The sequence below is a fragment of the Clostridioides sp. ZZV15-6597 genome, assembly GCF_020657815.1.
Taxonomy (GTDB): Bacteria; Bacillota; Clostridia; order Peptostreptococcales; family Peptostreptococcaceae; genus Clostridioides.
In genome coordinates this window covers 22,908-47,443 of sequence record NZ_JAGWCT010000024.1, presented here as the reverse complement: position 1 = coordinate 47,443, position 24,536 = coordinate 22,908, and the positions used below count along the sequence as shown (strand labels likewise).

23 protein-coding genes are annotated in these 24,536 nt (G+C 28.6%); 1 reads left to right on the top strand and 22 read right to left on the bottom strand.

What is annotated here, in order from left to right:
- Positions 1 to 170: 170 nt before the first annotated feature.
- From KGF52_RS07840 to KGF52_RS07815, 6 genes are all read right to left on the bottom strand, one after another.
- The gene (locus KGF52_RS07840) at positions 171 to 1,838 is read right to left on the bottom strand and encodes a nucleoside kinase (protein ID WP_227829971.1); all 1,668 of its coding nucleotides are present in this window, start codon (positions 1,836 to 1,838) and stop codon (positions 171 to 173) included.
- A gap of 73 nt (positions 1,839 to 1,911) precedes the next feature.
- Positions 1,912 to 2,667: a TIM barrel protein gene (locus KGF52_RS07835; RefSeq protein WP_227839714.1), complete on the bottom strand. Its 756-nt coding sequence runs from the start codon at positions 2,665 to 2,667 to the stop codon at positions 1,912 to 1,914.
- A 9-nt stretch (positions 2,668 to 2,676) separates the two neighbouring features.
- Positions 2,677 to 3,213 carry a signal peptidase I gene (gene lepB / locus KGF52_RS07830; protein WP_227829973.1) on the bottom strand — a complete coding sequence of 179 codons (537 nt, stop codon included), beginning with the start codon at positions 3,211 to 3,213 and terminating at the stop codon, positions 2,677 to 2,679.
- 174 nt (positions 3,214 to 3,387) lie between these two features.
- Positions 3,388 to 3,924 carry a signal peptidase I gene (gene lepB / locus KGF52_RS07825; RefSeq protein ID WP_227829974.1) on the bottom strand — a complete coding sequence of 179 codons (537 nt, stop codon included), beginning with the start codon at positions 3,922 to 3,924 and terminating at the stop codon, positions 3,388 to 3,390.
- 100 nt (positions 3,925 to 4,024) lie between these two features.
- Positions 4,025 to 5,335 carry an RsmB/NOP family class I SAM-dependent RNA methyltransferase gene (locus KGF52_RS07820; RefSeq protein ID WP_227839713.1) on the bottom strand — a complete coding sequence of 437 codons (1,311 nt, stop codon included), beginning with the start codon at positions 5,333 to 5,335 and terminating at the stop codon, positions 4,025 to 4,027.
- Between the two features lie 41 nt (positions 5,336 to 5,376).
- Positions 5,377 to 6,093 carry a PrsW family intramembrane metalloprotease gene (locus KGF52_RS07815; RefSeq protein WP_227829976.1) on the bottom strand — a complete coding sequence of 239 codons (717 nt, stop codon included), beginning with the start codon at positions 6,091 to 6,093 and terminating at the stop codon, positions 5,377 to 5,379.
- 304 nt (positions 6,094 to 6,397) lie between these two features.
- Between KGF52_RS07815 and sleC the strand changes: the two genes are divergently transcribed.
- A complete protein-coding gene (gene sleC, locus KGF52_RS07810) occupies positions 6,398 to 7,669 on the top strand; it encodes a spore cortex-lytic germination protein SleC (protein WP_227839712.1) in 1,272 nt (423 codons plus the stop codon).
- A gap of 219 nt (positions 7,670 to 7,888) precedes the next feature.
- Here sleC and KGF52_RS07805 read toward each other — a convergent pair whose 3' ends face one another.
- The 16 genes from KGF52_RS07805 to KGF52_RS07730 form a co-directional block, all read right to left on the bottom strand.
- A complete protein-coding gene (locus tag KGF52_RS07805; RefSeq protein ID WP_227839711.1) occupies positions 7,889 to 8,545 on the bottom strand; it encodes a hypothetical protein in 657 nt (218 codons plus the stop codon).
- A 187-nt stretch (positions 8,546 to 8,732) separates the two neighbouring features.
- Entirely contained in the window at positions 8,733 to 9,308 is a 576-nt protein-coding gene (locus tag KGF52_RS07800) for an indolepyruvate oxidoreductase subunit beta (protein WP_227829979.1), read from the bottom strand.
- On the bottom strand, positions 9,308 to 11,089 hold the full coding sequence (gene iorA, locus KGF52_RS07795) for an indolepyruvate ferredoxin oxidoreductase subunit alpha (protein ID WP_227839710.1): 1,782 nt from the start codon (positions 11,087 to 11,089) through the stop codon (positions 9,308 to 9,310). Before iorA ends, KGF52_RS07800 begins: the two co-directional genes overlap by 1 nt.
- 426 nt (positions 11,090 to 11,515) lie before the next feature.
- Positions 11,516 to 11,911, bottom strand: a complete 396-nt coding sequence (locus KGF52_RS07790) for a hypothetical protein (protein ID WP_227839709.1) — start codon at positions 11,909 to 11,911, stop codon at positions 11,516 to 11,518.
- 411 nt (positions 11,912 to 12,322) lie between these two features.
- Positions 12,323 to 12,739 carry a hypothetical protein gene (locus KGF52_RS07785; RefSeq protein WP_227839708.1) on the bottom strand — a complete coding sequence of 139 codons (417 nt, stop codon included), beginning with the start codon at positions 12,737 to 12,739 and terminating at the stop codon, positions 12,323 to 12,325.
- A gap of 213 nt (positions 12,740 to 12,952) precedes the next feature.
- Positions 12,953 to 14,293 carry a M56 family metallopeptidase gene (locus KGF52_RS07780; protein ID WP_227839707.1) on the bottom strand — a complete coding sequence of 447 codons (1,341 nt, stop codon included), beginning with the start codon at positions 14,291 to 14,293 and terminating at the stop codon, positions 12,953 to 12,955.
- A 10-nt stretch (positions 14,294 to 14,303) separates the two neighbouring features.
- Entirely contained in the window at positions 14,304 to 14,663 is a 360-nt protein-coding gene (locus tag KGF52_RS07775; RefSeq protein WP_227839706.1) for a BlaI/MecI/CopY family transcriptional regulator, read from the bottom strand.
- A 204-nt stretch (positions 14,664 to 14,867) separates the two neighbouring features.
- Positions 14,868 to 15,647, bottom strand: a complete 780-nt coding sequence (locus KGF52_RS07770) for a DUF975 family protein (protein WP_227839705.1) — start codon at positions 15,645 to 15,647, stop codon at positions 14,868 to 14,870.
- Between the two features lie 292 nt (positions 15,648 to 15,939).
- A complete protein-coding gene (locus tag KGF52_RS07765; protein ID WP_227433627.1) occupies positions 15,940 to 16,551 on the bottom strand; it encodes a hypothetical protein in 612 nt (203 codons plus the stop codon).
- A 92-nt stretch (positions 16,552 to 16,643) separates the two neighbouring features.
- Positions 16,644 to 17,633 (bottom strand): ornithine cyclodeaminase family protein, encoded by a 990-nt coding sequence (locus KGF52_RS07760; RefSeq protein WP_227839704.1) that lies wholly within the window; start codon positions 17,631 to 17,633, stop codon positions 16,644 to 16,646.
- A gap of 107 nt (positions 17,634 to 17,740) precedes the next feature.
- Entirely contained in the window at positions 17,741 to 18,604 is an 864-nt protein-coding gene (locus tag KGF52_RS07755) for a DUF3298 and DUF4163 domain-containing protein (protein ID WP_227839703.1), read from the bottom strand.
- A gap of 119 nt (positions 18,605 to 18,723) precedes the next feature.
- A complete protein-coding gene (locus tag KGF52_RS07750) occupies positions 18,724 to 19,305 on the bottom strand; it encodes a CheB methylesterase domain-containing protein (RefSeq protein ID WP_227839702.1) in 582 nt (193 codons plus the stop codon).
- 39 nt (positions 19,306 to 19,344) lie between these two features.
- Positions 19,345 to 20,148: a CheR family methyltransferase gene (locus KGF52_RS07745; RefSeq protein WP_227839701.1), complete on the bottom strand. Its 804-nt coding sequence runs from the start codon at positions 20,146 to 20,148 to the stop codon at positions 19,345 to 19,347.
- Between the two features lie 35 nt (positions 20,149 to 20,183).
- Positions 20,184 to 20,624, bottom strand: a complete 441-nt coding sequence (locus KGF52_RS07740; protein WP_227839700.1) for a chemotaxis protein CheW — start codon at positions 20,622 to 20,624, stop codon at positions 20,184 to 20,186.
- Positions 20,625 to 20,636: 12 nt separating this feature from the next.
- Positions 20,637 to 22,763, bottom strand: a complete 2,127-nt coding sequence (locus KGF52_RS07735; RefSeq protein ID WP_227839699.1) for a chemotaxis protein CheA — start codon at positions 22,761 to 22,763, stop codon at positions 20,637 to 20,639.
- A 61-nt stretch (positions 22,764 to 22,824) separates the two neighbouring features.
- Positions 22,825 to 24,528, bottom strand: a complete 1,704-nt coding sequence (locus KGF52_RS07730; RefSeq protein WP_227839698.1) for a methyl-accepting chemotaxis protein — start codon at positions 24,526 to 24,528, stop codon at positions 22,825 to 22,827.
- Positions 24,529 to 24,536: the final 8 nt, after the last annotated feature.

Sequence of the window (24,536 nt, the reverse complement as noted above, 5' to 3'; positions counted from 1 at the left end):
ATTTATTATCTATACTAATTCTCACAAAACAAAGAATTTTTGATAACTAAATAGAATTTTCACTTTAATACTCCATCAATATTATTTAAAATACAAACCATAGATTATTCAGTATCTCTAAAAAAATATTTAGTTCAATATGAGTACAATAAAATAATCAATAATACATGTTAATCAACTATTTTACTTCCTCCAATAAATTCCCTAAGGATTGAAGTTCCTGGTATATCAGAAATATCATCTAGTTCAACAAAGTACTGTAAAAACTTTAATAGTCTAGTAGCTTCAATATAAGCAGGATTATCTTCATCTATTTCTTCCAATAGAGGCTTAGCAAATCGCTTTAAAACCGCTAATTCATACACACAAGCGGAATTAAATATAGCATCTGCTTCATCTTGATAAGGGAATATGTTTTTCTTTTCTCCTCTTCTAACTGATGCCCATTGCAAAATAGTATTATCAGCACTATATCCTCTAAAATTATAATCTCTAACAATTCTTCTTATCATTCTCAAATCAGCAGTAGGAATTCTATTATGGTCATCTAAATTTATTTGAGTAAGGGCACTTATGTATATCTTAAATTTATCTTCATCTGGTATAGATGCTGTTAAAATAGGATTTAGCCCATGTATACCTTCTAATATAATTGGTTGATTTGAGTCTATCTTTATCTTTTTGCCAGTATACTCCCTTGCTCCAGCTTTAAAGTTAAACCTTATATCCTCAATTTCTTCACCTGCTAAAAGTTTATTTAAATCTAAGTTGAATCTCTCTAAATCTATAGCATAAATTGACTCAAAATCATAGTTTCCATATTCATCTAAAGGAGTATGTTCTCTATCTATAAAATAATCATCTAAAGATATTGAAATCGGATTTAAGTTATTTACTCTAAGATGTATTGATAGTCTATGAGCAAAGCTTGTTTTTCCAGATGAGGATGGAGCTGCTATTAAAACTACTCTCTTATTGTTATCTTTTATCATATCTGCTATTTGAGATAGTTTCTTTTCATGTAATGCTTCAAATGTTCTTATTATATCTCCATATTCATTATTTTCTATTATTCTGTTAAGTGATACTACCTTATCAATTCCCATGAGTCTTGACCATTCTTCTGCTTCATAATATACATTTGATAGCTTAGGTTGAGGTATAAATTTCATAGGAAGAGTCTTATCTTCTTCACTAGGACCTAAAATTATAATACCTCCATTGTAAAGTATGATATCAAACGATTTTATATAACCAGTTGATGGCAACATATATCCATAAAAATGGTCTATATAGTTTCTACATTTATATACTTTAGCGCTATCATATTCCTTGTATTTCAAAAGCTCTGCTTTTTCATACATCTCATTATTTTCAAATATAGAAATAGCTTCATCCCTCGTAACTTCTATTTTTTCTATAATGTAGTCATTATTTATTATCTCTTGCATTTTATTTTTTATATTTTCAATATCAACTTCTTTAAGTTTTCTCTCTATATGAACTTCACAATATAGTCCACCAGATAGTGAATGTTCTATTGTAACTCTGCTGTCCCAAAATATCTCTCTGCAAGCCATCACAAACACAAATGACATGACTCTAAAGTAAACTCTTTCTCCATCTTCATTTGTAGTATCTAAAAACTCTATCTCACAATCCTTATTCACTCTACAATTTAGCTCTTTCAGTTTATTATCTACAACTGCAAGTGTTATATATCCTTTATGTTCATCGCAAAACTCTTTTGCTATATCTCCTAGTCTAATTCCCAAAGAATTTTCGTCTAATGAATACTCCTTATTTCTTCCGTCTATTTTTAAATTTATTTTCTTCACTTCAACATCTCCTTCCTTTTGATGAATATACATTTTAATCAACGAGGCATATCAACAAGATAAAGAGAGGTATTTAACCCTCTCCTACAATATGATTCAATTTACTTATAGTATCTTCAATGTCTTCATAATTTATTTCTAATACTAAATATTCTGCATCTAATTTTAAAACCTCTTTAACACTCTCTTCAGATAAAATACCTCTTCCTATACCAACATGTATATCATTGATACCATCATTATCACTTAAGTGTATCAATTTTATCTTATCTTTCAAGTTATTTAAATAATCATCCTCATCAATTAAACAGTGTCCAGTATCGTAACAAAAACAAATCTTAGAATTTTTAATCCTCTTAAATATATATTCAAAATCATAGGATATATTTCCAATATTTGAAAAATCCCCACCTTTTGAATAAGTATTCTCTATACAAATATATGAATCTGTATTTATCTTATTTAAAAAATCTACACTATTATCTAAATACTTGTCCCTATTCTTTTTAAGTCTATTTGTCATAATATAACCCAAATGAAGATTAAAGTACCTTATATCAAATCCTTTTAGCTCTAATTCTATCGTCTCAATAAAACTTATCCACGAATCTCGTATATATTCTATATTTTCACAAGTGTTTAATTCCATAGGTAAGTGTATTCCTATAGACAACCCTAGTTTAGAAATTCTCTGCTTATATTTACATAACTCACTACATTCAGATATATTATCAATACCAATTTCCAAATGAGTTATTTCCTTTGTACCTTCACAAAGCTTTAAAGCATCTTCAATATTAAACAATAAAGATGCCACACCAACTGCCATACAAATCACCTACTCAAAAATACCTATTTGTGTAAAAGGAAACACTCTTACAATAACTTTTCCTTTAATATTCTGTTCATCCACTAATCCCACTTCTTTATACCTACTATCTAAACTTACTTCTCTATTATCTCCCATAGCAAATACTTTACCTTGAGGAATCACCATATCAATATCGCCTTCAGTATAATTATCATGTATATATGAAACTTCATTTAATAACTTACCATTTATATAAACCTTAGAATCTTTAATTTTTAAATGGTCCCCTGGTACACCTATAACCCTTTTTACTAGCTCTTTTTTTCTTCCATTATCTTGCAACAAATCAGTCTTAAATATCATTATATCTCCACATTTTGGTTCTGATAATTTATATGTCATTCTATTTGCCACTAAGTAATCGTGTGGTTTAAGTGTTGGGTACATTGATTCTCCATTTACTAATGTTGGTTTTATAAAGCGAGTTATAATAAATGCCAAAAAAAGTGCAGTAATAATTATTTTTATCCACTCTACAATCTCTTCTTTAATAGTTTCATTCATTCACAAATTCTCCTTTATAGTTATATTATCTTTATTGATAATGCTACTTTTAAACACTATCTTTTAGATAAGTCTACTAAATAAGGTGTTGTCTTTTTTATATAGACAACTATTGTGTATGGTCTGGTGATTTCAGTTAATCAGCGATTGCTCCAAATTTTATATTTATAATGTTTAGTCAATAGTCCCTATCTTAGAAAATGGATACAATCTGACTAGAACTTTTCCTAAAACGGTGTGCTCGTCGACCAATCCAACCTCATCGTATCTACTATCTAAACTTCTTTCTCTATTGTCTCCCATCGCAAATAATTTTCCTTCTGGAACTACGATATCAATATCTCCATCAGTACGATTATTATGTATATAGGAAGCCTCATCTAACAATTTATCATTTACATATACCTTGGAGTCTTTTATCTTTACATGGTCACCAGGAACCCCGATAACTCTTTTTACTAAATCCTTTTTCTTTCCATTTTCTTCTGTTAAGTCGGTTTTGAATACTATTATATCTTTGTATTTTGGCTCTCCTACTTTGTACGCAATTCTATTGACTATCAAATAATCGCGTTCTACAAGTGTAGGATACATTGATTCTCCTTTAACTATTGTTGGCACTATAAAACGCGTTATTGCAAATGCCAAAACAAGAGCTATGACAATCACTTTTATCCATTCTACAACTTCTTTTTTAACTGCTTCACCCACTAAAATCGTCTCCTCTGTGTTCAATATTAAGTCAATCTACAGCAAAACTAATCTACCATAAACTTACAATATAAATATTATACTTCTTTTTTCTAATAGTTTAAAATACTTTTCTAAGACCTTTAGGGTAATGATTCTTAATTACTCCAGCAGATTCTTTTCCCCAACCTAAAGGTATATCTTCAACCGAGACCAAAACCCACCCTCTACTTTCATTAGAATTTATAACATCCCCTTTTAAATATTTAAGAATTGATTCGCTTTGTACACTAAAGTTTTCAACGTTTTTTACATCTTCAACTTTTAAGTAATGAGATAATGCATGAGAAGGCTCAAATCTATTCTTCTTTAAAACCCCTAAATGCAAACCGTATCTCAATACTTTTAGTTTTTTTGTATCTGGATATATTTCAGGAAGTAGGTACAAGTTTTCCCCTCTTAAATAAAATTTATTTTTTTTATTGCTATAAAAATCAGTCTTTAAAAATTTCTTTTCAAACTCCCTATAATCCTTTATTTCTTTATCTAAATTTTTTATTTTTAATTCTTTTACATTACTTTCTTCTTCTTCTAATTTTTTTATCTTGGCTACAAAATGACCTTCTCCCTTTATTTTATGAGGCCATAGCCTTTCCATCTCAACAAGTTCTGCATGTGGATGTTCACTGATAAACTCATTTATAACATGTTCATTTTCCTCTTTTGAAAAAGTACATGTTGAGTAAATTAAAATACCATCTTTCTTTAACATTTTATATCCATCTCTTATAATCTCTTTTTGAATAGATTGGCATTCAAGTACTTTTGCATGACTCCAATCTAAGATGGCCACTTCATCTTTTCTAAACATTCCTTGACCAGAACAAGGTGCATCTATAATCACCTTATCAAAATACCCATTAAATGTCTTTCTTAAGCTATTAGAATCAGTATTTGTTATAATACAATTTCTTGCCCCAAATCGTTCTAAGTTTTCTCCTAGAGCTTTAATTCTACTCGCATTAATCTCATTAGAAACCAATAAACCTGTGTTGTTTAATTTAGATAATATATATGTAGACTTACCACCAGGTGCAGCACACATATCAAGTACCTTATCTCCTTCTTTAATATCTGCTTTTGGTATTACACTCATTGCAGAAGGCTCTTGCAAATAATATGCTCCAGACTCATGTAATGGATTTCTACCAGGTCTATTAATTTTATCATCATAATAAAAACCTTCATCTGCCCATAGTATCTGATATAAATCAAATAAATCTAAATTCAACAATTTTTCTTTGTCAATTTTTAATGTATTTATTCTAAGACCAGTAGTCTTTTCTTCATCATAACTTTTTATAAAATCATCATATTCATCTTGTAGTATTTCTCTAATATCTTCTAAAAATTCTTTTGGTAAATTTGCCAAATTTATAATCCCCCTTTTTATCTGCTTTGCTTGTTCGTCATTTATTTTCTTTTCTTTTTCTTTAAGTTTCCAAAAAACACTTTTTTAGAGTTATTCATATATTTTTCAAGTTTATCGAGATTTATCTTCCACAAAATTATTACATAAACTATAAATAATATAATAGCCCATCTATATTCTATCATCAATATAAAATCAAAAACTCCATGTAATAAAATCGGAATTAATACAGCCATAAATAAGTATTCACGTTTCTTACTTTCATTCCCCTCAAACTTATACTTAGAAATATAATATCCCATAGTAATAGCAAACATTACATGTGCTGGAATGGAGATAACTGCTCTATTAATACCAACCTGTAGTGCTAAATTTCTACTTTCAGAGAAAATATAAACTATATTTTCAATTGTTGCAAATCCTAAAGATAAAAATACAGAATAAATAATACCATCTAGTTTTTCAGTAAAATGCTTTTCTTTAATCAATGAAGGGATTAGTATTAAAGCTTTTACACCTTCTTCCACAAGACCTGCAACTATAAATGATACATATAATAATTCTGAATATCCTTCAAATACATTAAATTTCATTAATAGATTTTCTAAAAGAATAATTATAACACTTAAAAAAGCACCTATCATAAAAAATTTAATTAAATGGATTAACGGTTCTCTACAATATTTATCTTTAGATCTTATCCAAAACATACCTATTAATATAGGTACTACTGCCAATAAAAATAAATCCAGCTTCATAGGTAATTTTCCTTTCAAAGTTTTTAATTCATTTATGTTTTATAATTACTACTTATTTTTAGTTTATTTGTGTTTTAAATATACACTTACTTTTAATTTATTTTTTTCTATATTTCTATTTTCTCTAAGCTTTTATTTTAAATTTTTCTACATTCAAATTTATATATCAAACTCTTTACCATTAAATAAGTTAAAAACACTCAAAAAAATTTAAATTTATATCTATATTATTTAACAAATCTCAAGCTATATTCATATCTTGAAATATAAGGGAACTAAATTCATTTAAAGAAAGGGTGATTTGATGCAAGATGGTTTCTTAACAGTAAGTATAATTGATGCTACTAACAATAGACCCATTCAAAATGCAACAGTAAACATATATTCAATGTCTAATGGTAGCCAAAGCTCATCCACTTTATACCAAAACCTAGTAAGTAATGAATCTGGCCAAGTGACTGGATTAGTATTACCAGCACCAGATGTAGATTACTCTCTACAACCATCTGATGTTAGGCCTTATAGCCAGTATATAGTAGAAGCTATAGCAGATGGATATGAAACAGTTGTCATAGAAGGGACACAATTACTAGCTACAATTGAAGCGAGACAAGGAGTTCCCATGTTTCCTAGAACAAGAAGTAAGCGTTCCTTCTCAAGACAAAGTGAGTTGATTTTTGATATAGGAGAACATACTTTATATGGTACTTATCCTCCTAAAATTCCAGAAAGTAACTTAAAACCATTGCCACCGCCTACTGGTTTCGTTGTATTAGATAACCCTGTAGTACCTGAATTTATAGTAGTTCATGATGGTTTGCCAGAAAATACATCAGCCGCGAATTATTGGATTCCATTTAAAGAGTACATTAAAAACATAGCTTCATCTGAAATATATTCAACTTGGCCTGAGCAGACAATCTACGCAAATGTAATAGCTATAATATCATTTACTTTAAATAGAGTCTTTACTGAATGGTACAGAAACAAAGGATATAATTTTACAATTACCTCATCAACAGCATATGACCATAAATTTATAAATAATAGAAACCTATTTGAACCAATTAATGTGGCTGTAGATGCTATATTTAATACATTTATAAAAAGACCTCCTACATCAAGACAGCCATTATTAGCTCAATATTGTGATGGTCAAAAATCTCAATGTCCTGATCAAATGACTCAATGGGGTAGTAAAGACCTAGGTGACCAAGGATACGATTATGAGGCAATCCTAAGATATTTCTACGGAGATGAAATAATATTTGAAAAAGCTCCTGTAGTTAGTGGTGTACCAGTATCATTTCCAGGAACTACACTACAAGTTGGTTCTTCTGGACAATATGTTAGAACTATACAAAACCAGTTAAATGCTATATCTAATTCTTATCCCGCTATACCAAAAGTGAGAGAGGATGGCATATATGGAACAGATACAGAAAACTCTGTTAAAATATTCCAAGGAATTTTTGGTTTACCTCAAACTGGAGTAGTTGACTTTAAGACATGGTATGAAATATCTAGGGTTTATGTAGCTACAACTAGAATAGCTTCTTTAAATCCTCTAATTTAGATTTTAACTAACCTATTAACTTAACATAAAAAATGGCTGTTATAAACTAATATATGTTATAAGTTTTTTTAACCTATAATCATAATAGTCCCAACAGCCATTTTTTGTAGTTATAACTTATTATTTTAGAACTTTAAAACTCTTAAATGGGGGATTTTAAGCTTCTTAAAAACAGCAATCAATAATTTTAACTTAACAATTCTAACTTTATTAATAATATTAATTTACAGCTTTAGATTTATTGGCTAATGCTAAAATTAATCCTAGAGCTATAGATGCAAAAGCAGAGGCAATTACTCTATATTCAGCAGGGAATAAGAATACAATTGTATGACATGGTATCCAGAAAAATGGTATAGTTTTCAAAACACTAAAACCAAGATAGGCATTCCAGTCTACAACATTTACTACATCTTTAAGAGCTACCTTAACGCCCTTTCCAACTTCGTATTTTTTATCTATAAGACAATCCATAACCTTATGGAATAAAAATACAGTTGGTGACATTAATATATTCATAGTTGCACTCTTAAATAGAGCATTTGCAAAAGCTATTCCTTCAAATGGAAGCATACCATCTACTTGTGCTTGCCTTACACCTGCTGAGTAAATTGACATAGCATATGTTGTAATTACACCTATAATTCCCCAAACTACAGCTCTGTAAAAAATTCCTACTGGTATTTTCCAGTCTTTATGCAAAATTCTAGCACCAAGTAAGTCTCCCATTGTTGCTAACACAGCAAACTTGAAAAAACCTCCAATATATGGATGTGCACCTGTTGCTTCCATAAATACCGCTCTACTACTTGGTATCACTAAAATAGCAATAAAACAAATAAGAACTCCACTCCATATAAAATCGCCTTTTTTCATATTATAAATACTATTTAATAATCTAAATAGCTCTCCTTCCTTTCAAGTATTTATTTTATTGTTATCTCTATATAAATATATTTATTAAATATTGCTTATTTAGGTATTCATTCCTAACCCTTTGTATATTATATATAATTATTTTTTCTAACTCTTTATATAGTTTTTTATCTGTAATTTTTATTTTCTAAACATTCATTCCTTCTCTTAAAGCTTTTATATTAATTTCTATAAACTTAGGCTTAACCTGTTGTGACACTATCTTTTCCCAATCTATGTCATTTTCTAGCTGTAAAGCCTTAATCAATGCTCCTAAAAGTACTACATTCATCACCTTCTCATTTCCAAGACCTCTGGCAATATCAACTGCCTTTATCACTGTTACATCCACTTTTTCTTTAATATCGTCTATTATATTTTCAGGATAATCCACTCTTCCTGTTAAAATTGGTGCTGAAGGCATTTCATAATCATTTACTACTAATTTACCATCAGGTTTAAGGAAATCAAGATATCTTAAAGCCTCCATAGTCTCAAATGAAACTAATACATCAACATCTCCTTTTCCAAGTATAGGAGAATGTACTTTTTCTCCATATCTAACTTGTGTTGTTACGCTTCCACCCCTTTGAGCCATACCATGAACTTCTGACATCTTAACATCATATCCAGCATCTATAAGCCCTGCAGAAAGTATTTTACTTGCTAAAACAGTACCTTGACCTCCTACTCCTGATAACAATACATTTTTAACCTTTTTCATTATTTTTCACCAACCTTTTTTATAGCATTTACTGGACATACTTGTGCACATACTTTACAACCTACACATTGAGCTTGATTTATACTTGATTTCTTTTTAGATTTATCAAATCTCAAAGCAGGACATCCCGTTGTAAGACATTTCTTACATCCAATACACTTCTCATCATCTACGCTACAAATTGATGGTGTAAGGTCAAATCTTTGCTTATCATCTTCTGTAAATTTTTTTAATGCACATGGCCATCTAGTGATTATTACTGAAGGTTCATCAATTGACAAAGCCCAATTTAACGCTTCTTTAACTTCATTCAACATGTTAGGATTAACTACTTTTACGTTTTTACAACCCAAAGCTTTTACTATAGTCTCAATGTCCATCATTTCAGTAACATCACCTTGTAATGAAAATCCAGTTCCAGGATTTTCTTGATGACCAGTCATTCCAGTAATTCTATTATCAAGAATACATGTTACAGTATTACTTTTGTTGTAGATTATATCTATTAGACCATTTATTCCTGTATGGAAGAATGTTGAATCTCCTATTGTAGATATAGTTCTCATGTTAATATTATTTTTAGTAAATATCTTTTGCGCTCCATGAGCTACACCTGGCCCTCCTCCCATACATATACAAGTATCTTTAGCATTTAAAGGCTCTGCTCCTCCTAAACCATAACATCCTATATCTCCACTTATAAGTACATTTTTAACCTTTCCTAGTTCATAGAAAAATCCTCTGTGTGGACATCCTGCACATAATGTTGGAGGCCTACCAACTATTTTTTCTTGGCTATATTCTATTAATTTTCTTTTTTCTCCTAAAATTGATTGCGCTATAATATCTGGATTTAACTCACCTATATTAGGTATCTTTTCTTTTCCAATACATGGTATGTTATTTTCTTTAAGATGTTCTTCTATATAAGGTTCTAATTCTTCAATTACACAAACAGTTTCTACTTGTTCTGCAAAATCTCTTATCTTCTTTGTTGGAAGAGGATATGTAAATCCTAATTTTAAATATGATACAGTATCTCCAAACACATCTTTAGCATACTCATAGGAAGCTCCTGAAGTTATCACGCCTATTTTCTTATCATTCCATTCTATAAAGTTTAAGTCAGTTTCATTAGAAAACTCTTCAAGCTTTTTTAATCTATCTTCAAGTTTAATTCTCAATGCTCTTGAAGTTGCTGGAATAGCATCAAACTTAGAAAGATTTCTTTCATATTTTTTTACAACTGTTTCTTCTTTTTCTCCTAACTCGACAATTCCTTTACTATGACATATTCTCGTCACCATTCTAAATAAAACTGTTGTATCATATTTTTCACTTATCTCAACAGCAGCCTTTATCATATCCTTGCATTCTTGACTGTTACTTGGTTCTATCATAGCTATCTTTGCAAATTTAGCATAATGTCTATTATCTTGTTCATTTTGTGATGAGTGCATTCCAGGGTCATCTCCAGATATAATAATCATTGCACCATTTACTCCCATATATGCATATGTAAATATTGGGTCTGCAGCAACATTTACTCCAACATGCTTCATAGCTGCGATAGCCCTACCTCCTGCAATAGACGCTCCTATTGCTGACTCTACTGCTACTTTCTCATTTGGTGCCCACTCTGCAATTATGTCATCTTTATATAGTGCTATATTTTCCAATATTTCAGTACTTGGTGTTCCTGGATAAGCAGCTGCATAAGATATGCCTGCTTCATAAGCACCACGTGCTACTGCCTCATTTCCTGTAAGCAATTGTTTCATGCCTTTCCCCTCCTTAGAAATAATACCTTTTTGATAACTTAGTGTATTTGTTAGTGATACATTTTAGAAGCTATCAACTATATAATTTATTATCAATAAAGTTTAAATATTGATAGTAAATAATAATATGAATCCATAAATTTATAATATTGTTCTTATTTTATTTACTAAGCAATTTTCATGCCAATAATCTTGGTTTTTTTAAACCCGCTTTTAAAATACCCATTTGGATATTTTCTTTAAATTTTAATGAATTTAATAACTAGCATTTAACTTTCTTTAGAATTTTCACAATATTTCCAATATTATTCCAAACAAAAAAAAGTAATGTTAACATTTCTTAACATACATTAAAAAAAGTTAACATTACAAGCTGAATTAATACTTCTTACTTTGACTAAATTTACTTTTGTATCATTTAATTATTTAACGACCACAGAAACTTATCAATCCATTTCCATTATCTATTCTAATAGGTTTCATAATCTTTAAACCTTCACTTTTTATCTTTTCTAAATCTTTTTCCATACTCTTAATTGTATTTTCAAGGTCTTGTGAACTTACATCTTTAACTTGTGTAGTGTCTTTAGCATATGCTTTTAACTCTTCAATACGCTTAGTATACTCTTCATAAGTGTAATACTCAACTCCATATTTTTCTAAGTCAGCAGGCTCAGTTATTCCTGATTTTATTAGAGAATCAAACTTCTCTAATGTAATATTAGATACATCACTACTTCCATCTGCAAATACTGCTCCTGTTCCTCCTAATACTATAGCAGAGGCCATCATTGTACTTATAAGGGATTTTTTTATCTTCATAACTCATCTTCCTTTCTTAGAGATTTATTTGGGTAGTGTAGCTTCCAATGACTATTGCAATAGTTATTAACTACACTTTTAGACTATCACAATAGTCACTTTTATGTCAAGTATTTCTATAAAGTTTTTTAGTAAAAATCCCTATTCTAAATAAAAAAAGTAATGTTAACATTTATTAATACATATAAAAAATGTTAACATTACAAACTGGGTTTAATACTTTTACTTTGACTAGATTTACTTTTATATTATTTAATTTGTTTATTTTTTACTTCTCTATCTTCATGTAGACTTTAAGTCTTTTGTTATTGTTTATTTATTGCTTTTTTTATTCTTGTTTGCTATGTTTAATTACGCTTATTTAGTTTTTTAACTACTTTTGATACTTATCACTAAAAAACTTAATATTAATTATTCAGCTATAGCAGCTCTAGATAAAGAAACTGCCAATTGAGTCCCATCTTCATTATCTATTACGATAGGTTTCATAATCTTTAAGCCTTCAGTTTTTATCTTTTCTAAATCTTTTTCCATAGTCTTAATTGTATCTTCAAGGTCTTTTGAACTTACATCTTTAACTGCTGAATGGTCTTTAGCATATGCTTTTAACTCTTCAATATGCTTAGCATACTCTTCATAAGTATAATACTCAACTCCATATTTTTCTAAGTCAGCAGGCTCAGTTACCCCTGATTCTACTAGAGATTTAAACTTAGATAACTCAATATTAGATACATCGTCATTTCCACTTGCAAATACTGCTCCTGTTCCTCCTAGTACCATAGCAGATACCATTATTGCACTTATAAGGGATTTTTTTATTTTCATAACTCACATTCCTTTCTTAGAGATTTATTTGGGTAGTGTAGTTCATAGTGACTATTGCAATAGTTATTAACTACACTTTTAGACTATCACAATAGTCATCATTATGTCAAGTATTTCTATAAAATTTTTTAATAAAAAATACTATCTCAAAATAAATTTAATTATTTTAAGATAGTATCACTAATTATCAACTCATCTTTATTTATAATATATCTAGTTACTTTTAGAAGCTTTATATTGTATTTTATTAGTTTCTGAAGTCTTTGTAGCTTCTGAAATCTTCGTACTTTTCATTATAGATATATCATTATAAACAGAATCTCTTTTTACAATTGAATACTTTGATATATTAGAATCAACTTCTTCACTCTTAACCTCTGAACTAATTTCCTGCTTTTTATATAATTCTGATGCACTTAACGCAAGTCTTCCATTACTTTTTTGTGATAATGTCACTGAAATATCTGAATCACTTTTTTTAGCTTCTATGTTTAATGATTGACCTCCTATTGAAAAGTCATTTTTATTACCTTCCTCATTTTCTATTAGATTAAAAGATTCAACTTCATCAATTTCTTTATTCCCAGTTGCGAAAACAACACTAGTTCCACAAATTAACACAGCTGAAACTAAAAAAGTAATATAGGTTGATTTTTTAAACTTCATAACATTGACTATTCTTTCTTCTATCTTTGTCTTTCCAAATCCATTATAAAGTGTCATTGGAAATGTATTATGTTCCTCTGCCAAACTTATAAGCGCAGTTGCATAATCAGCTCTATATTCTTCACCAACTATACTCATTACTTTTTCATCACAACTAAATTCTATATCTTTATTCAATAGAAAAAGCATCGCCCAAACCAAAGGATTAAACCAATGTACAGCAAGAGCTACAAGCATAAACAACTTCAATATATTGTCAAACCTATTAATATGAACCAATTCATGAGTTAAGACAAAGTTTAGAGTTTGGTTATTGCTATAGTCCATTTGTTTTGGCAAAATGATATTTGGTTTTAAAATACCAGTCGTAAGTGGTGTTTTAGTAAATTCAGATATACAAACAAAAAATTTTCTAAGACGCCTATTATCATATGCCCACTTTTTAATAAATTCATGATTTTTTATATGTATCGAAGTTTTAAAAAGATTAATCGTCCTGATATACTTAAAGCATAAAAACATAATAAAAATAATAGAAATTCCAAACGTTAAAATACTTGAGATTTCCAATGCTGTAAAATTCTCAAGATTAAATAAAGCCTTAGAATCTCCAAAATTTTTCTTGCTTATAAAATTATTATTTTTCTTAATTGAATAATTTACGGCTGACGTATTTCCCAATTGGGCATCAAAATTTGACTCAATAATGCTATAAATACTAAAACTAGAGTTTAAACTTACTGGTACTAAAAGTTTAAACAGAACAACTAGCCATAATAATACAAATACCTTTTTAGGCAATTTTTTAAACAAACATGCTCTTATAAAAATAACAATTAAAATTAAAACTCCAGAAGTAACACTCATTTCTAATAATTTAGTGAACATTAATCTTACCTCACTTTAATTTCTCAACAATCTGTTTAAGTTTTGTAATCTCATCACTTGAGAGATTTTCTTTATTAATAAAAGCTGAAAGAAATTTTTCTGAAGACCCTCCAAACATTTTATTAATTAAGCTTTCTGTTTCATGCTTTTGAACTTCTTCTTTGCTTATTAAAGGTTTACAAACAAAGTTTGGTTCAATTCTTTCTATTGCACCTTTTGATACTAATTTTTTTATAACTGTATACGTAGTGTTTCTATTCCATCCTGTCTCTTCCTTTAAAACTTTTACTAATTCCCCTGCCTTACTTTCTCCTATCTCCCATAGAACTTCCATCACTTTAAGTTCTGAATCAAATAATTTTATTTCCATATAAAATCGCTCCTCAAATATGGTTATCACAATAGTCAATATTATAATTAAAAACTATCACAGTAGTCTATGTGATGTCAACCATTTATTTTTTTAACAACAAAAACTGTCTTTTAAAGAAATAGTTCTTGTAAAAGACAGTCTTGTCATTCTTATACTTTAATATCTAAATAAAGCTTTATTTTATTTAACTATAAAACTATCTTAATACATAGAATAAGATTTTTCCTTATCTAGCAATATATCTTCTACATCTGGATTATCTTTTAATAATTCTCTATAGAAATTACAATTAGTAACTCCTATATATGGAATTAACCATAACAAACCTATTCCTAAAGTGAATATAGTCAATATATACCATCCTATAAAGCTAAGATTTAATATAAATAGTTTAAGTACATTGCCCTTCATCATATCTAAACTAGCACCCATTGCTTTAAATACACCCAGATTATCTTTGTCTTCACATATTAAAAAAGCAGCTTGAGAAATGTATAATAGCAATATATAAACTGGCAACATCAACACCATTACTATAATAACTAGAGTTATAGCAGTAGAAATTACAGTTCCTACTCCAACGTTATTACTTGATAGATATTCAATTGCTCCACTAGTAAGTAAAACTCCAAATGATAAAAATGCTCCTATAATTGTGATTATAAAAGAATAAATATAAACAGCAATTGATTCTAATATATAAAGTCCAAAACTTCTTAAATAAATTCTTCCATTTACGAAGATATCTCCCATCTTGACTTTTTTATCTTTAGTAATCTTTAAAAACATGCATGTAAATCCTGCTGCAACTAAAAAACCTATTATAGCTACTATGATAGTAGTTAAAGGCTCAAAAGGCAATCCTATAAATGATATAACTAATATCAACGCAATATATATTGCCATATTAATTGCACATATTCCCCAGTTTCCAGATAACTGAGCTTTTGATACTCTTTTTAATTCTTGCCTTGATAACATAAAAAACACCCCTTTCATTTTATATAAAAAATCTCCCTAAAAGCATATAAATAAACTTTTATCATATAATATAATATAATATTAATATATCATATTTTCGACTATATAACACACAATTATTCACCATGTTTTATCAAGATATAGCATAATTGTATTGAAAGTTTTATATAGTCAAAACTGCCAAGTATATCAAATAAATTTGAAAGGTAGTGTTCAATAAATAATAAAATAAACTATCTTCCAAACAGTTTATTATATGTTTAAAAGATAGTTTTAGTGTCTTTAAAATAAATTAAATTGTATATATTCCTTCACATAATTTTTGTATATTGCTAGGTGGTTGCCATTTACCATCTTTTTTGGTATATGTAATTGAAGTTGTAACATCCTTAGTTGGCTTTTTGTTGTAAAGGTCGATAATCATTTTTGCCATATCGTCTTGAACTTCTTTTTCTGCTTTGTTGTAATTATTTTTATCAGTTACATATGATTTTACTAAATCATTTGCCTCAGACATTACTTTACTAGTATCCAATGCTTTACTTACAACTTTTAAAGTTATCTTATCCTTACTAGAAGAATCTACTGTTACTGTCTTTTCAACACCTTGTATTAATTTAACAATTGTGTCATATATCTTTTCAGCATTCTCTTTTCCATAAAGAGGTGTTAATTGAGCAAGCATTGAAACTTTATCTGTGTTATTATAAGTTTGAATTTGTTTATATTCAGCTTCTGTTAAGGCATCAGAAATACCTTTTTCATCGTATTTATACATTTCTAGTGCTGCTAAATTAGCTTCAAAATTCGACTTTACTTTTTCTTCTGCATTAGAACAGCCTATAGTTAGAACTAAAACTAAAGCCATAATAGAAGATAAGATTAATTTTTTTACCATTTTCATACAAATATCCTCCCTCAGTTAATTGAATAAAAAAATTTATTTATTAATATTATAGCATAATTTTGTCTAATTATAAGTTTATTTTGAAAATTTTACCATTGCCAGTCTGTTCCAATCCCTCTATCTTTTGCTTTATCATATATTCTTTTTGCTGTTACGACATCTTGTACACCTATTCCGACACTTTTAAACACAATTATTTCATCATCATTTTCTCTTCCAGAAATAGTTCCGTTTATAACATTTCCTAAATCACCACTAAAATCAGCTTTACTTATTTTACCTTCTTCTAAAGGAATCAATATATCTCCTGATTCTGATAAAACTGCATCTGTTGATTCAAAAAATATTTTAGATGCTCTAATTAAACAAGTTGGGCACATCTCTTGCATATCTGGTAAGTATGAACCTACAGCACTTACTAATGCTCCCTTTTTCACTAAATTCCCATCAAATACTGGTTTTTTTGATGTAGTTGCTAAAACTATTACATCAGCATTATCTATAGCTTCATCAGATGACTCAGCTGCAACTATTTTAGTATTATATTTGCTTAGCTTTAAGTTCATCTCTTCTGCAAATTTTTCTCTACTTTCTTTATTTCTACTAAAAACTCTTACTTCATCTAAATTTCTAGCTTCTAACATAGCTTCAAGTTGTGACTCGCCTTGTCCTCCTAAGCCTATTAAAGCCCCTATCTTAGAATCTTTTTTAGCCAAAACATCTATAGCTGCACCAGATGCTGCACCAGTACGAACCTGAGTTATATAAGTACCATCTAAAGCAGCACATACTTCTCCAGTCTCCCCATCTAATAATAATACTGTTGCTGGAATTACTGGTTTGCCTTTTTGAGCATTTTTAGGGAATACAGATACAATTTTTATTCCTGCGCACCCTAAGTCTTCTACATATCCTGGCATAAATAACATACTAGCATCCTGACTTGGAACTGGTATATTAGTTCTCAAAGGAGTTACACTTTTTCCTTCACAATAAATTTTAAAAGCTTCTTTATCAGCCTCAATTGCATCTCTCATAGTAAATACTTTTTTTATGTCGTCTTTTTTTAAAAGTAGCATTTTACATACCCCCAATTTTAATAAGTTTCTATGCTAGATATTATAACATAACATTTTAATACAAATTCTATTTCATATTAAATAAATATATTTCATATTAAACAATCCTATTTCATATTAAACAAATCTACATACTCCGATTTTAACATATAGCTTATTAGTTTTTTATTTATTGAAAATTCTGGTATTCCCGCTGCATATGGAGTTATATCATATAAATCAAAATATATAACTAAGTTATCATCTTGCAAATAAAAATTTTGATTTTCTTTTATACCCTTAAAATTATATATTCCTACATTTTCTTTATCTTTCTTTTCCAAATCAGTTATTTGTTGTTTAATTTCCTCATCTATAACTTCTTTATATTTAGCATTATCTTTAAATAAGTCCATTAATTCTAAAAACTTACCTGTTCTCATATCTACATTATAAGCTATATCTTGATAATATCCATGTGCTCCACCACTATAAGTATAATATCTTACCTTTATACTAAGAGCAGAATCAGTATTCTTTTTAAGTTCAAAGTCTACATTTGCAACAAATTTATTTTCTTCATCAGGATTATCTTTAAGGTATTGTTTTGCCTCTTTATACGATTTGTTATAAAATTCAAATATATCATTTTTTATTCTATCATTTGTAGACCTTTCAACAATCTTATTTGAATTTGTTATTATAGGCATATTTATAGTGCTTTCTATATATTCATCATTTTTAACTATTGTTTTACTTCCTATTGTACTTACTGATAAAGTTTGTTTACTATTTGTAGTATCTTTTGGCAATGATTGATTGCTCATAACGCTTACAGCTTCTTTATCTTTATTTAGATTAAGTAAAGCATCTTTCCCTAAATTATTATATCTATAGTCATGTTTAATTGCTAAAACAGCTATTATAGTCAAGGATAAAACAAACACATATCTTAAAACTCTAGCTTTCGTATTTACTTTAAAAAATTTCATCTTATCATTTTCCTCCTAAATATAAATCTCTCTTATTATATTTGGAGTTTCTAGGGTTTTTTATCCATATATTTTAATAAAAGATTAATTTTTATTTATAAAAATTAATCTTTTGCTTTTCAAATATTAAGATGACTTATCAGACAACTTGAAATTTTATCAAGTGGTAATTGGATTACAACAGAACCTCTATCAAACGCTACCATTGGCATTCCGTATACAATGCAAGAGTTTTTATCTTGTCCAATTGTAAATGAACCTTTTTCTCTCATTTTCAAAAGTCCAGTTGCTCCATCTGAACCCATTCCTGTAAGTATTATCCCTATTGAGTTTTTACCTGCTACTTGTGCTACTGAATCAAATAAAACATCTACAGATGGACAATGTCCACTTATTCTTTTACCTTCTTCACAAGTTACATAATACCCATCTTTATCTAAATGTAATTTCATTTGATATCCACCAGGTGCAATAAGTACATTTCCTTGCTCTACTCTATCATTATTTTTAGCTTCTCTTACATTCATAATACACTGCTTATCAAGTCGTTGTGCATACATCTCAGTAAATATAGCTGGCATATGTTGAGCCACAACAACCCCTGGTGTAGATTTTGGTAAGTCTTTTATAATCTCAAGTATTGCTTCTGTACCACCTATAGATGCGCCTATAGCAATGACCATGTTATTAATATTTTCCACATTACCGCCCCCACAAAATCATATACCCAAAATATTATTCTATTTTTTATAAACAGCAGGTTTTACATAGTTGTATTCTGTATTTCTTCTATTTACTATCTCTGCATGACCTACAAATAAAAATCCATCTTTTTTAGTTACATCATAAAATTTATTTATAAGCTCTTCTTTTGTTTTTAAATCGAAATAAATCATAACATTTCTACAAAAAATCAAATCAAAAAGTTGATGTGAGAAATCTTCAATTAAATTGAATGGTTTAAAAAATACACTTTTTCTAATCTTATCACAAACTTTAAATGTACCATCTTTATTATCTATGAAGTATTTCTTCTTCCATAATTTTGGAACATTATCAACATTTGCTTCTGTGTATATAGCTCTTTTAGCTTTTTCAAGTGAATTCATTGAAATATCTGTGGCTATAATTTTAATATTCCACAAATCTTTCTTACTTCCAAAATAATCATCTAAAATCATAGCTATTGAATATGCTTCTTCTCCGCTGGAGCAACCTGCACTCCATATATTTAAGTTTCTGAGTTTATTATTTTCTTCCCAAAAAGGAAGTACATTATTATACATATACTCAAAATGCTGATGTTCTCTCATAAAAAATGTATGATTTGTGCTCAACCTATTTATTAAGTTTATAGCTTCATTTCCTGTCTTATCTCTAAATAATAGGTTCATATATTGACTAAAAGAACTAAACTTTCTCTCTCGCATTGTATTATATAGTCGTCCTTCAATTAATACCCTTTTTTTGCTTAAATCAATTCCATACTCTTTTTTTATATAGTTTACAAGAATTTTAAATTCTTCATCAGTAAGTTTTATCATACAAAAACTTCCTCCTGCTAATTTGTCAAATCTAATTACATGCTGCCAATTAGAAACTTTCGAATATCTAAAATTAGTATAGAATTATCTCCAACTTTTACAATCTCTTTTATAACTTTATTTATATTTACGTTGTTAGAAATAGTTGTCTCTAGTAAGTTTAAGTTATCTATAAGAACAACATCAACAACTTTATCTACAATAATTCCAACTTGATACTCATCAATTTTTATAATTATTATACATGTTCTCTCATTATAATCAACTTCAGGAAGATTGTATCTAATATGCATATCAATAACTGGTATAATTCTTCCTCTCAAATTAATAACTCCATTTATATAATTTGGAAGACGTGGTACATATGTTATTGGTTGAAACCTTATAGTCTCAATTACATTTTCTAATTCTATTCCATAAATAACATCATTAACATAAAATGTTAATACTTGTTTTATAATCTCATCTGTAGACATACTTTAAATCCCCTAATATATTTCCATAATGTTATCTGCATCTATAATCAGACTTATACTTCCATCACCAAGTATTGTGCATCCTGAAAAGCCATTGTTTTTCATATTAAACCTGTTAAAATAAACTGGAAATGGCTTTACTACAACCTGTTGAGTTCCTATTATTTCATCCACAAAAATACATACTGCTTTATGCTCATTTTCTATGATTATCATATTCCCATTTACTAATTCAGTTATATCTGTATGAATATCATATATTTTATGTAATCTTATAATAGGAATACATGCTCCATATATTGTAATTAATTCTGTCCCACTTCCATCTTTAATTACTTGGCTTAAATCTGCAAGTTTAAATGTACTTCTTATTGATGATATTGGCAAAGTAAACATCGAGTTTCCAACTTTGAACTCCATACCTTCTACTATAGAAAGTGTCAGTGGTATTTTTATAGTAAATGTTGTTCCTTCATCTTTTGTACTTTTTACACCAATTGAACCGCCGACTTTTTCAATACTTTTACGAACAATATCCATCCCTACTCCTCTACCAGAAAATTCAGTTATAGATTCCTTTGTAGAAAATCCTGGAGTCATAATTAAAGAATTAATTTCATCATCAGTATATTCATTAATTTGATGTTTAAGAAGACCTTGTTCTTTAGCTTTTTCCAAAATCTTATCTTTCATGAGACCTCTCCCATCATCTGAAATACTTATGACAGCTTCTCCACCTAAATTTTCAGCAGATAAAATTATAGTTCCTATTTCTTTTTTACCTTTAGATATACGTTCATCAGCAGGCTCTATTGCATGGTCCATAGCATTTCTTATAATATGCATAAATGGTTCTGCTAAATTATCCATTACATTTTTATCTACTTCTGTTTCATTTCCTATAGTTATTAGTTCAACATTTTTTTCTAATTTTTTATTCATATCTCGTACAATTCTATGCATTTTTTGAAATACACCTGCAATTTTAACCATACGCATTGACATTACTATATCCTGCAATTCATCTGTAAGCTTATGTAATTGTCTTGTTGCTTTATTGAAATTATCTATATCAACACCTTTAGAATCTACACTATTTACAACCATTGATTCCATGATTACAATTTCTCCAACTATATTTTGAAGTAAATCTAGTTTTTCTAAATTTACAGTCATAATATTTTGTTTACTTATTGGCAGATGCTCATTTTCTTCAATTAAACCATCTTTCTCTAAGTCAATTTCCTCATTTAAAACATTTTCTTGTAATACACTTTTTTCTTTTACAAAATTATTTTCATCTTTGGAATTTATCTCTAAATTAGTTTTTGGCTTTTTAGCCAACATATTATCCTGTTTTTCACTTGTATATATATCATCTTTATCAACATTTAAATACTCTTTTACATATAGATTATCTTTTATTGTTTTATAAATTATGTTCTTATCATCTTTAGCGATAAATTGTATATAAAATCCATATTTTTTAATATATTCTGCTGTATCCGTATTTTTTTCTACATCCTCAGGATAAAATGCTAGAAATTCACAGTAATCTTGCAATTCAAATGTAAGCATAAAGGCTCTTACATTTTCCATCATACAATCTTGTTCAAAAACTATTTTAACTATGTCTGAGCCTTCTTTATATGAAAAATTTAAATTAGTTATTTCTTTTTCGTATGTGTCTTCTAAGTTCAACTTATCTTGTAAATTTGTAGAACTTGATAGTTCTAGAGTACTTACATAATCTTCAATATCTTTTATAAAGCTAGAGCAATCAGAAGTTATACAATCTCCTGATTGTAGTTTCCCAACATCAGATTTTATAAAATCTAATGCTTGAAAAACTAAATCAAACAATAAATCATTATCTATAATCTCTATTTTTCTTTCACGTATAATATAAAATAGGTCTTCTACACTGTGTGCTAAAGCAGACATATTGTCTAGACCCATCATAGAAGCTGAGCCTTTTATTGTATGCATAATTCTAAAAGTTTCATTAATATTACTGTTGCTAAATACTCTTTCTTTTTCTGTCTGAATCATAATTTCATCTAATTGCTCGAGTAATAGACTTGTCTCAAAGATAAACATATCTAACATTGGTCTCATACTTGGTTCAATATAATTCATATTTATCACCTACAGTCGACAAATAAATTTCTATTTTTCATTATATATAATATTCTATAATCTAAATCCACGATGATTTTCTTATCTCACTTTCTTTTAGATGAAATTTTTCTACTAATTCTTTTAAAATTTGCGCTTGAGCAGACATTTCTTCTGAAGCTGCAGCACTTTCCTCTGCTGTTGCAGAGTTCATTTGAACTACTATTGAAATTTGCTCTATTCCAGATAAAATCTGTGTAATTGCTATCTCTTGACTATGTACAGATGAAGAAATTCCATTAATATAATTAGTAGTTTTTTCTACACCATTTACAACTAAGTCTAATGCTTTTGCAGTTTCTTCTGCAATTTTGACACCATTTTCCACTGTTTTAATAGCTTCTTCTATAAGAATTGCTGTATTTTGAGCTGCTTTAGCACTTTTTCCTGCCAAAGACCTAACTTCATCTGCAACAACTGCAAATCCTCTACCATATTGACCTGCTCTTGCTGCTTCAACAGCTGCGTTTAATGCAAGAATATTAGTTTGAAAAGCTATCTCATCTATAGTTTTGATTATCTTTGATATTTCATTTGATTTTTCACTTATTTCCCCCATTGATGTCATCATATCATCCATACATCTACTTCCAAAACCAACTTGTAGTGCTGATTGGTCAGATACTTCACATGCAAGACTAGCACTATCTGCACATTGCTTAATTCCATCAGATATTTCATTAATTGTAGAGGCTAATTCTTCTACTGAACTAGCTTGTTCAGTAGCACCCTGTGAAAGAGCTTGTGCACCTGCTGATACTTGTTCTGATGCACTTGCAACTTGCTCAGCTGATAGATTTATTTCATAGAAATCATCATTAAAAGAATTTATTATACTTTCTAATGATGTTTTGATTGATTTAAAATCTCCTATAAATTCTTGTTCTATGTCTATTCTTAAATCCCCTTTTGCGATACTAGTCAATGTACTATCTATAAGGTCTATATAATTTAACAACATATCTTGCATCTTTTTAACAGAACTTACTAACATTCCTATTTCAGATTTACTTTCTTCAACATCTATGCTTGTTCTTAAATCCCCAGATGCAATTCTTGAAAAGTGTTTTTCTACTTTATTAATAGGAATTACTATCTTTAGTTTTATTACTGTATATTCTATCATTGTTAATATGATTAATAGTGTGAGTATAAATATCGTTCTTAGTATCAAACTTTGTAATTCTTTTTTGACTTCCACAATTTCAGCATTTGAACGAGTAACTACATCCTCTTGAAATTCATCTATTAAAGAATCCATTTTTTCTTGAGATTCTACATATTCCCTACTAAAAATTATGCTTTGAGCTAAGCTCTTGTCATTACTTTCAACTGCATTTATAGCACTTTGTTCTTTTGGTACCAAAGAATCAGATATCTCTTTAGCTTCCAAAATTTTATTTGACTCAGTCTTTGTAAGACCAATTTTTTCAAGTTTATTTAAAGCGGATTCTCTTGTTTTTCCATATAGCTCTTTTTCATAGACATCCTTATTCTTTTTTTCACCTGTAAAAACGTATCTTCTTAACATGTCACAAACTTCTCCAGTTGTGTCTTTTATATACTGACTTTGATTTCTCAAATTGTTCATGTCATTGATACTTTTTTCCACTTTCTCAAATGCTCTATAAGATGAAATTGAAGAAAAAATTCCTGCCATAACGGCTAGTACTATAACAATTAGCAATACTATTGCCAATTTGGAAAGCTTTACTTCTCTTTTCATATCTATAC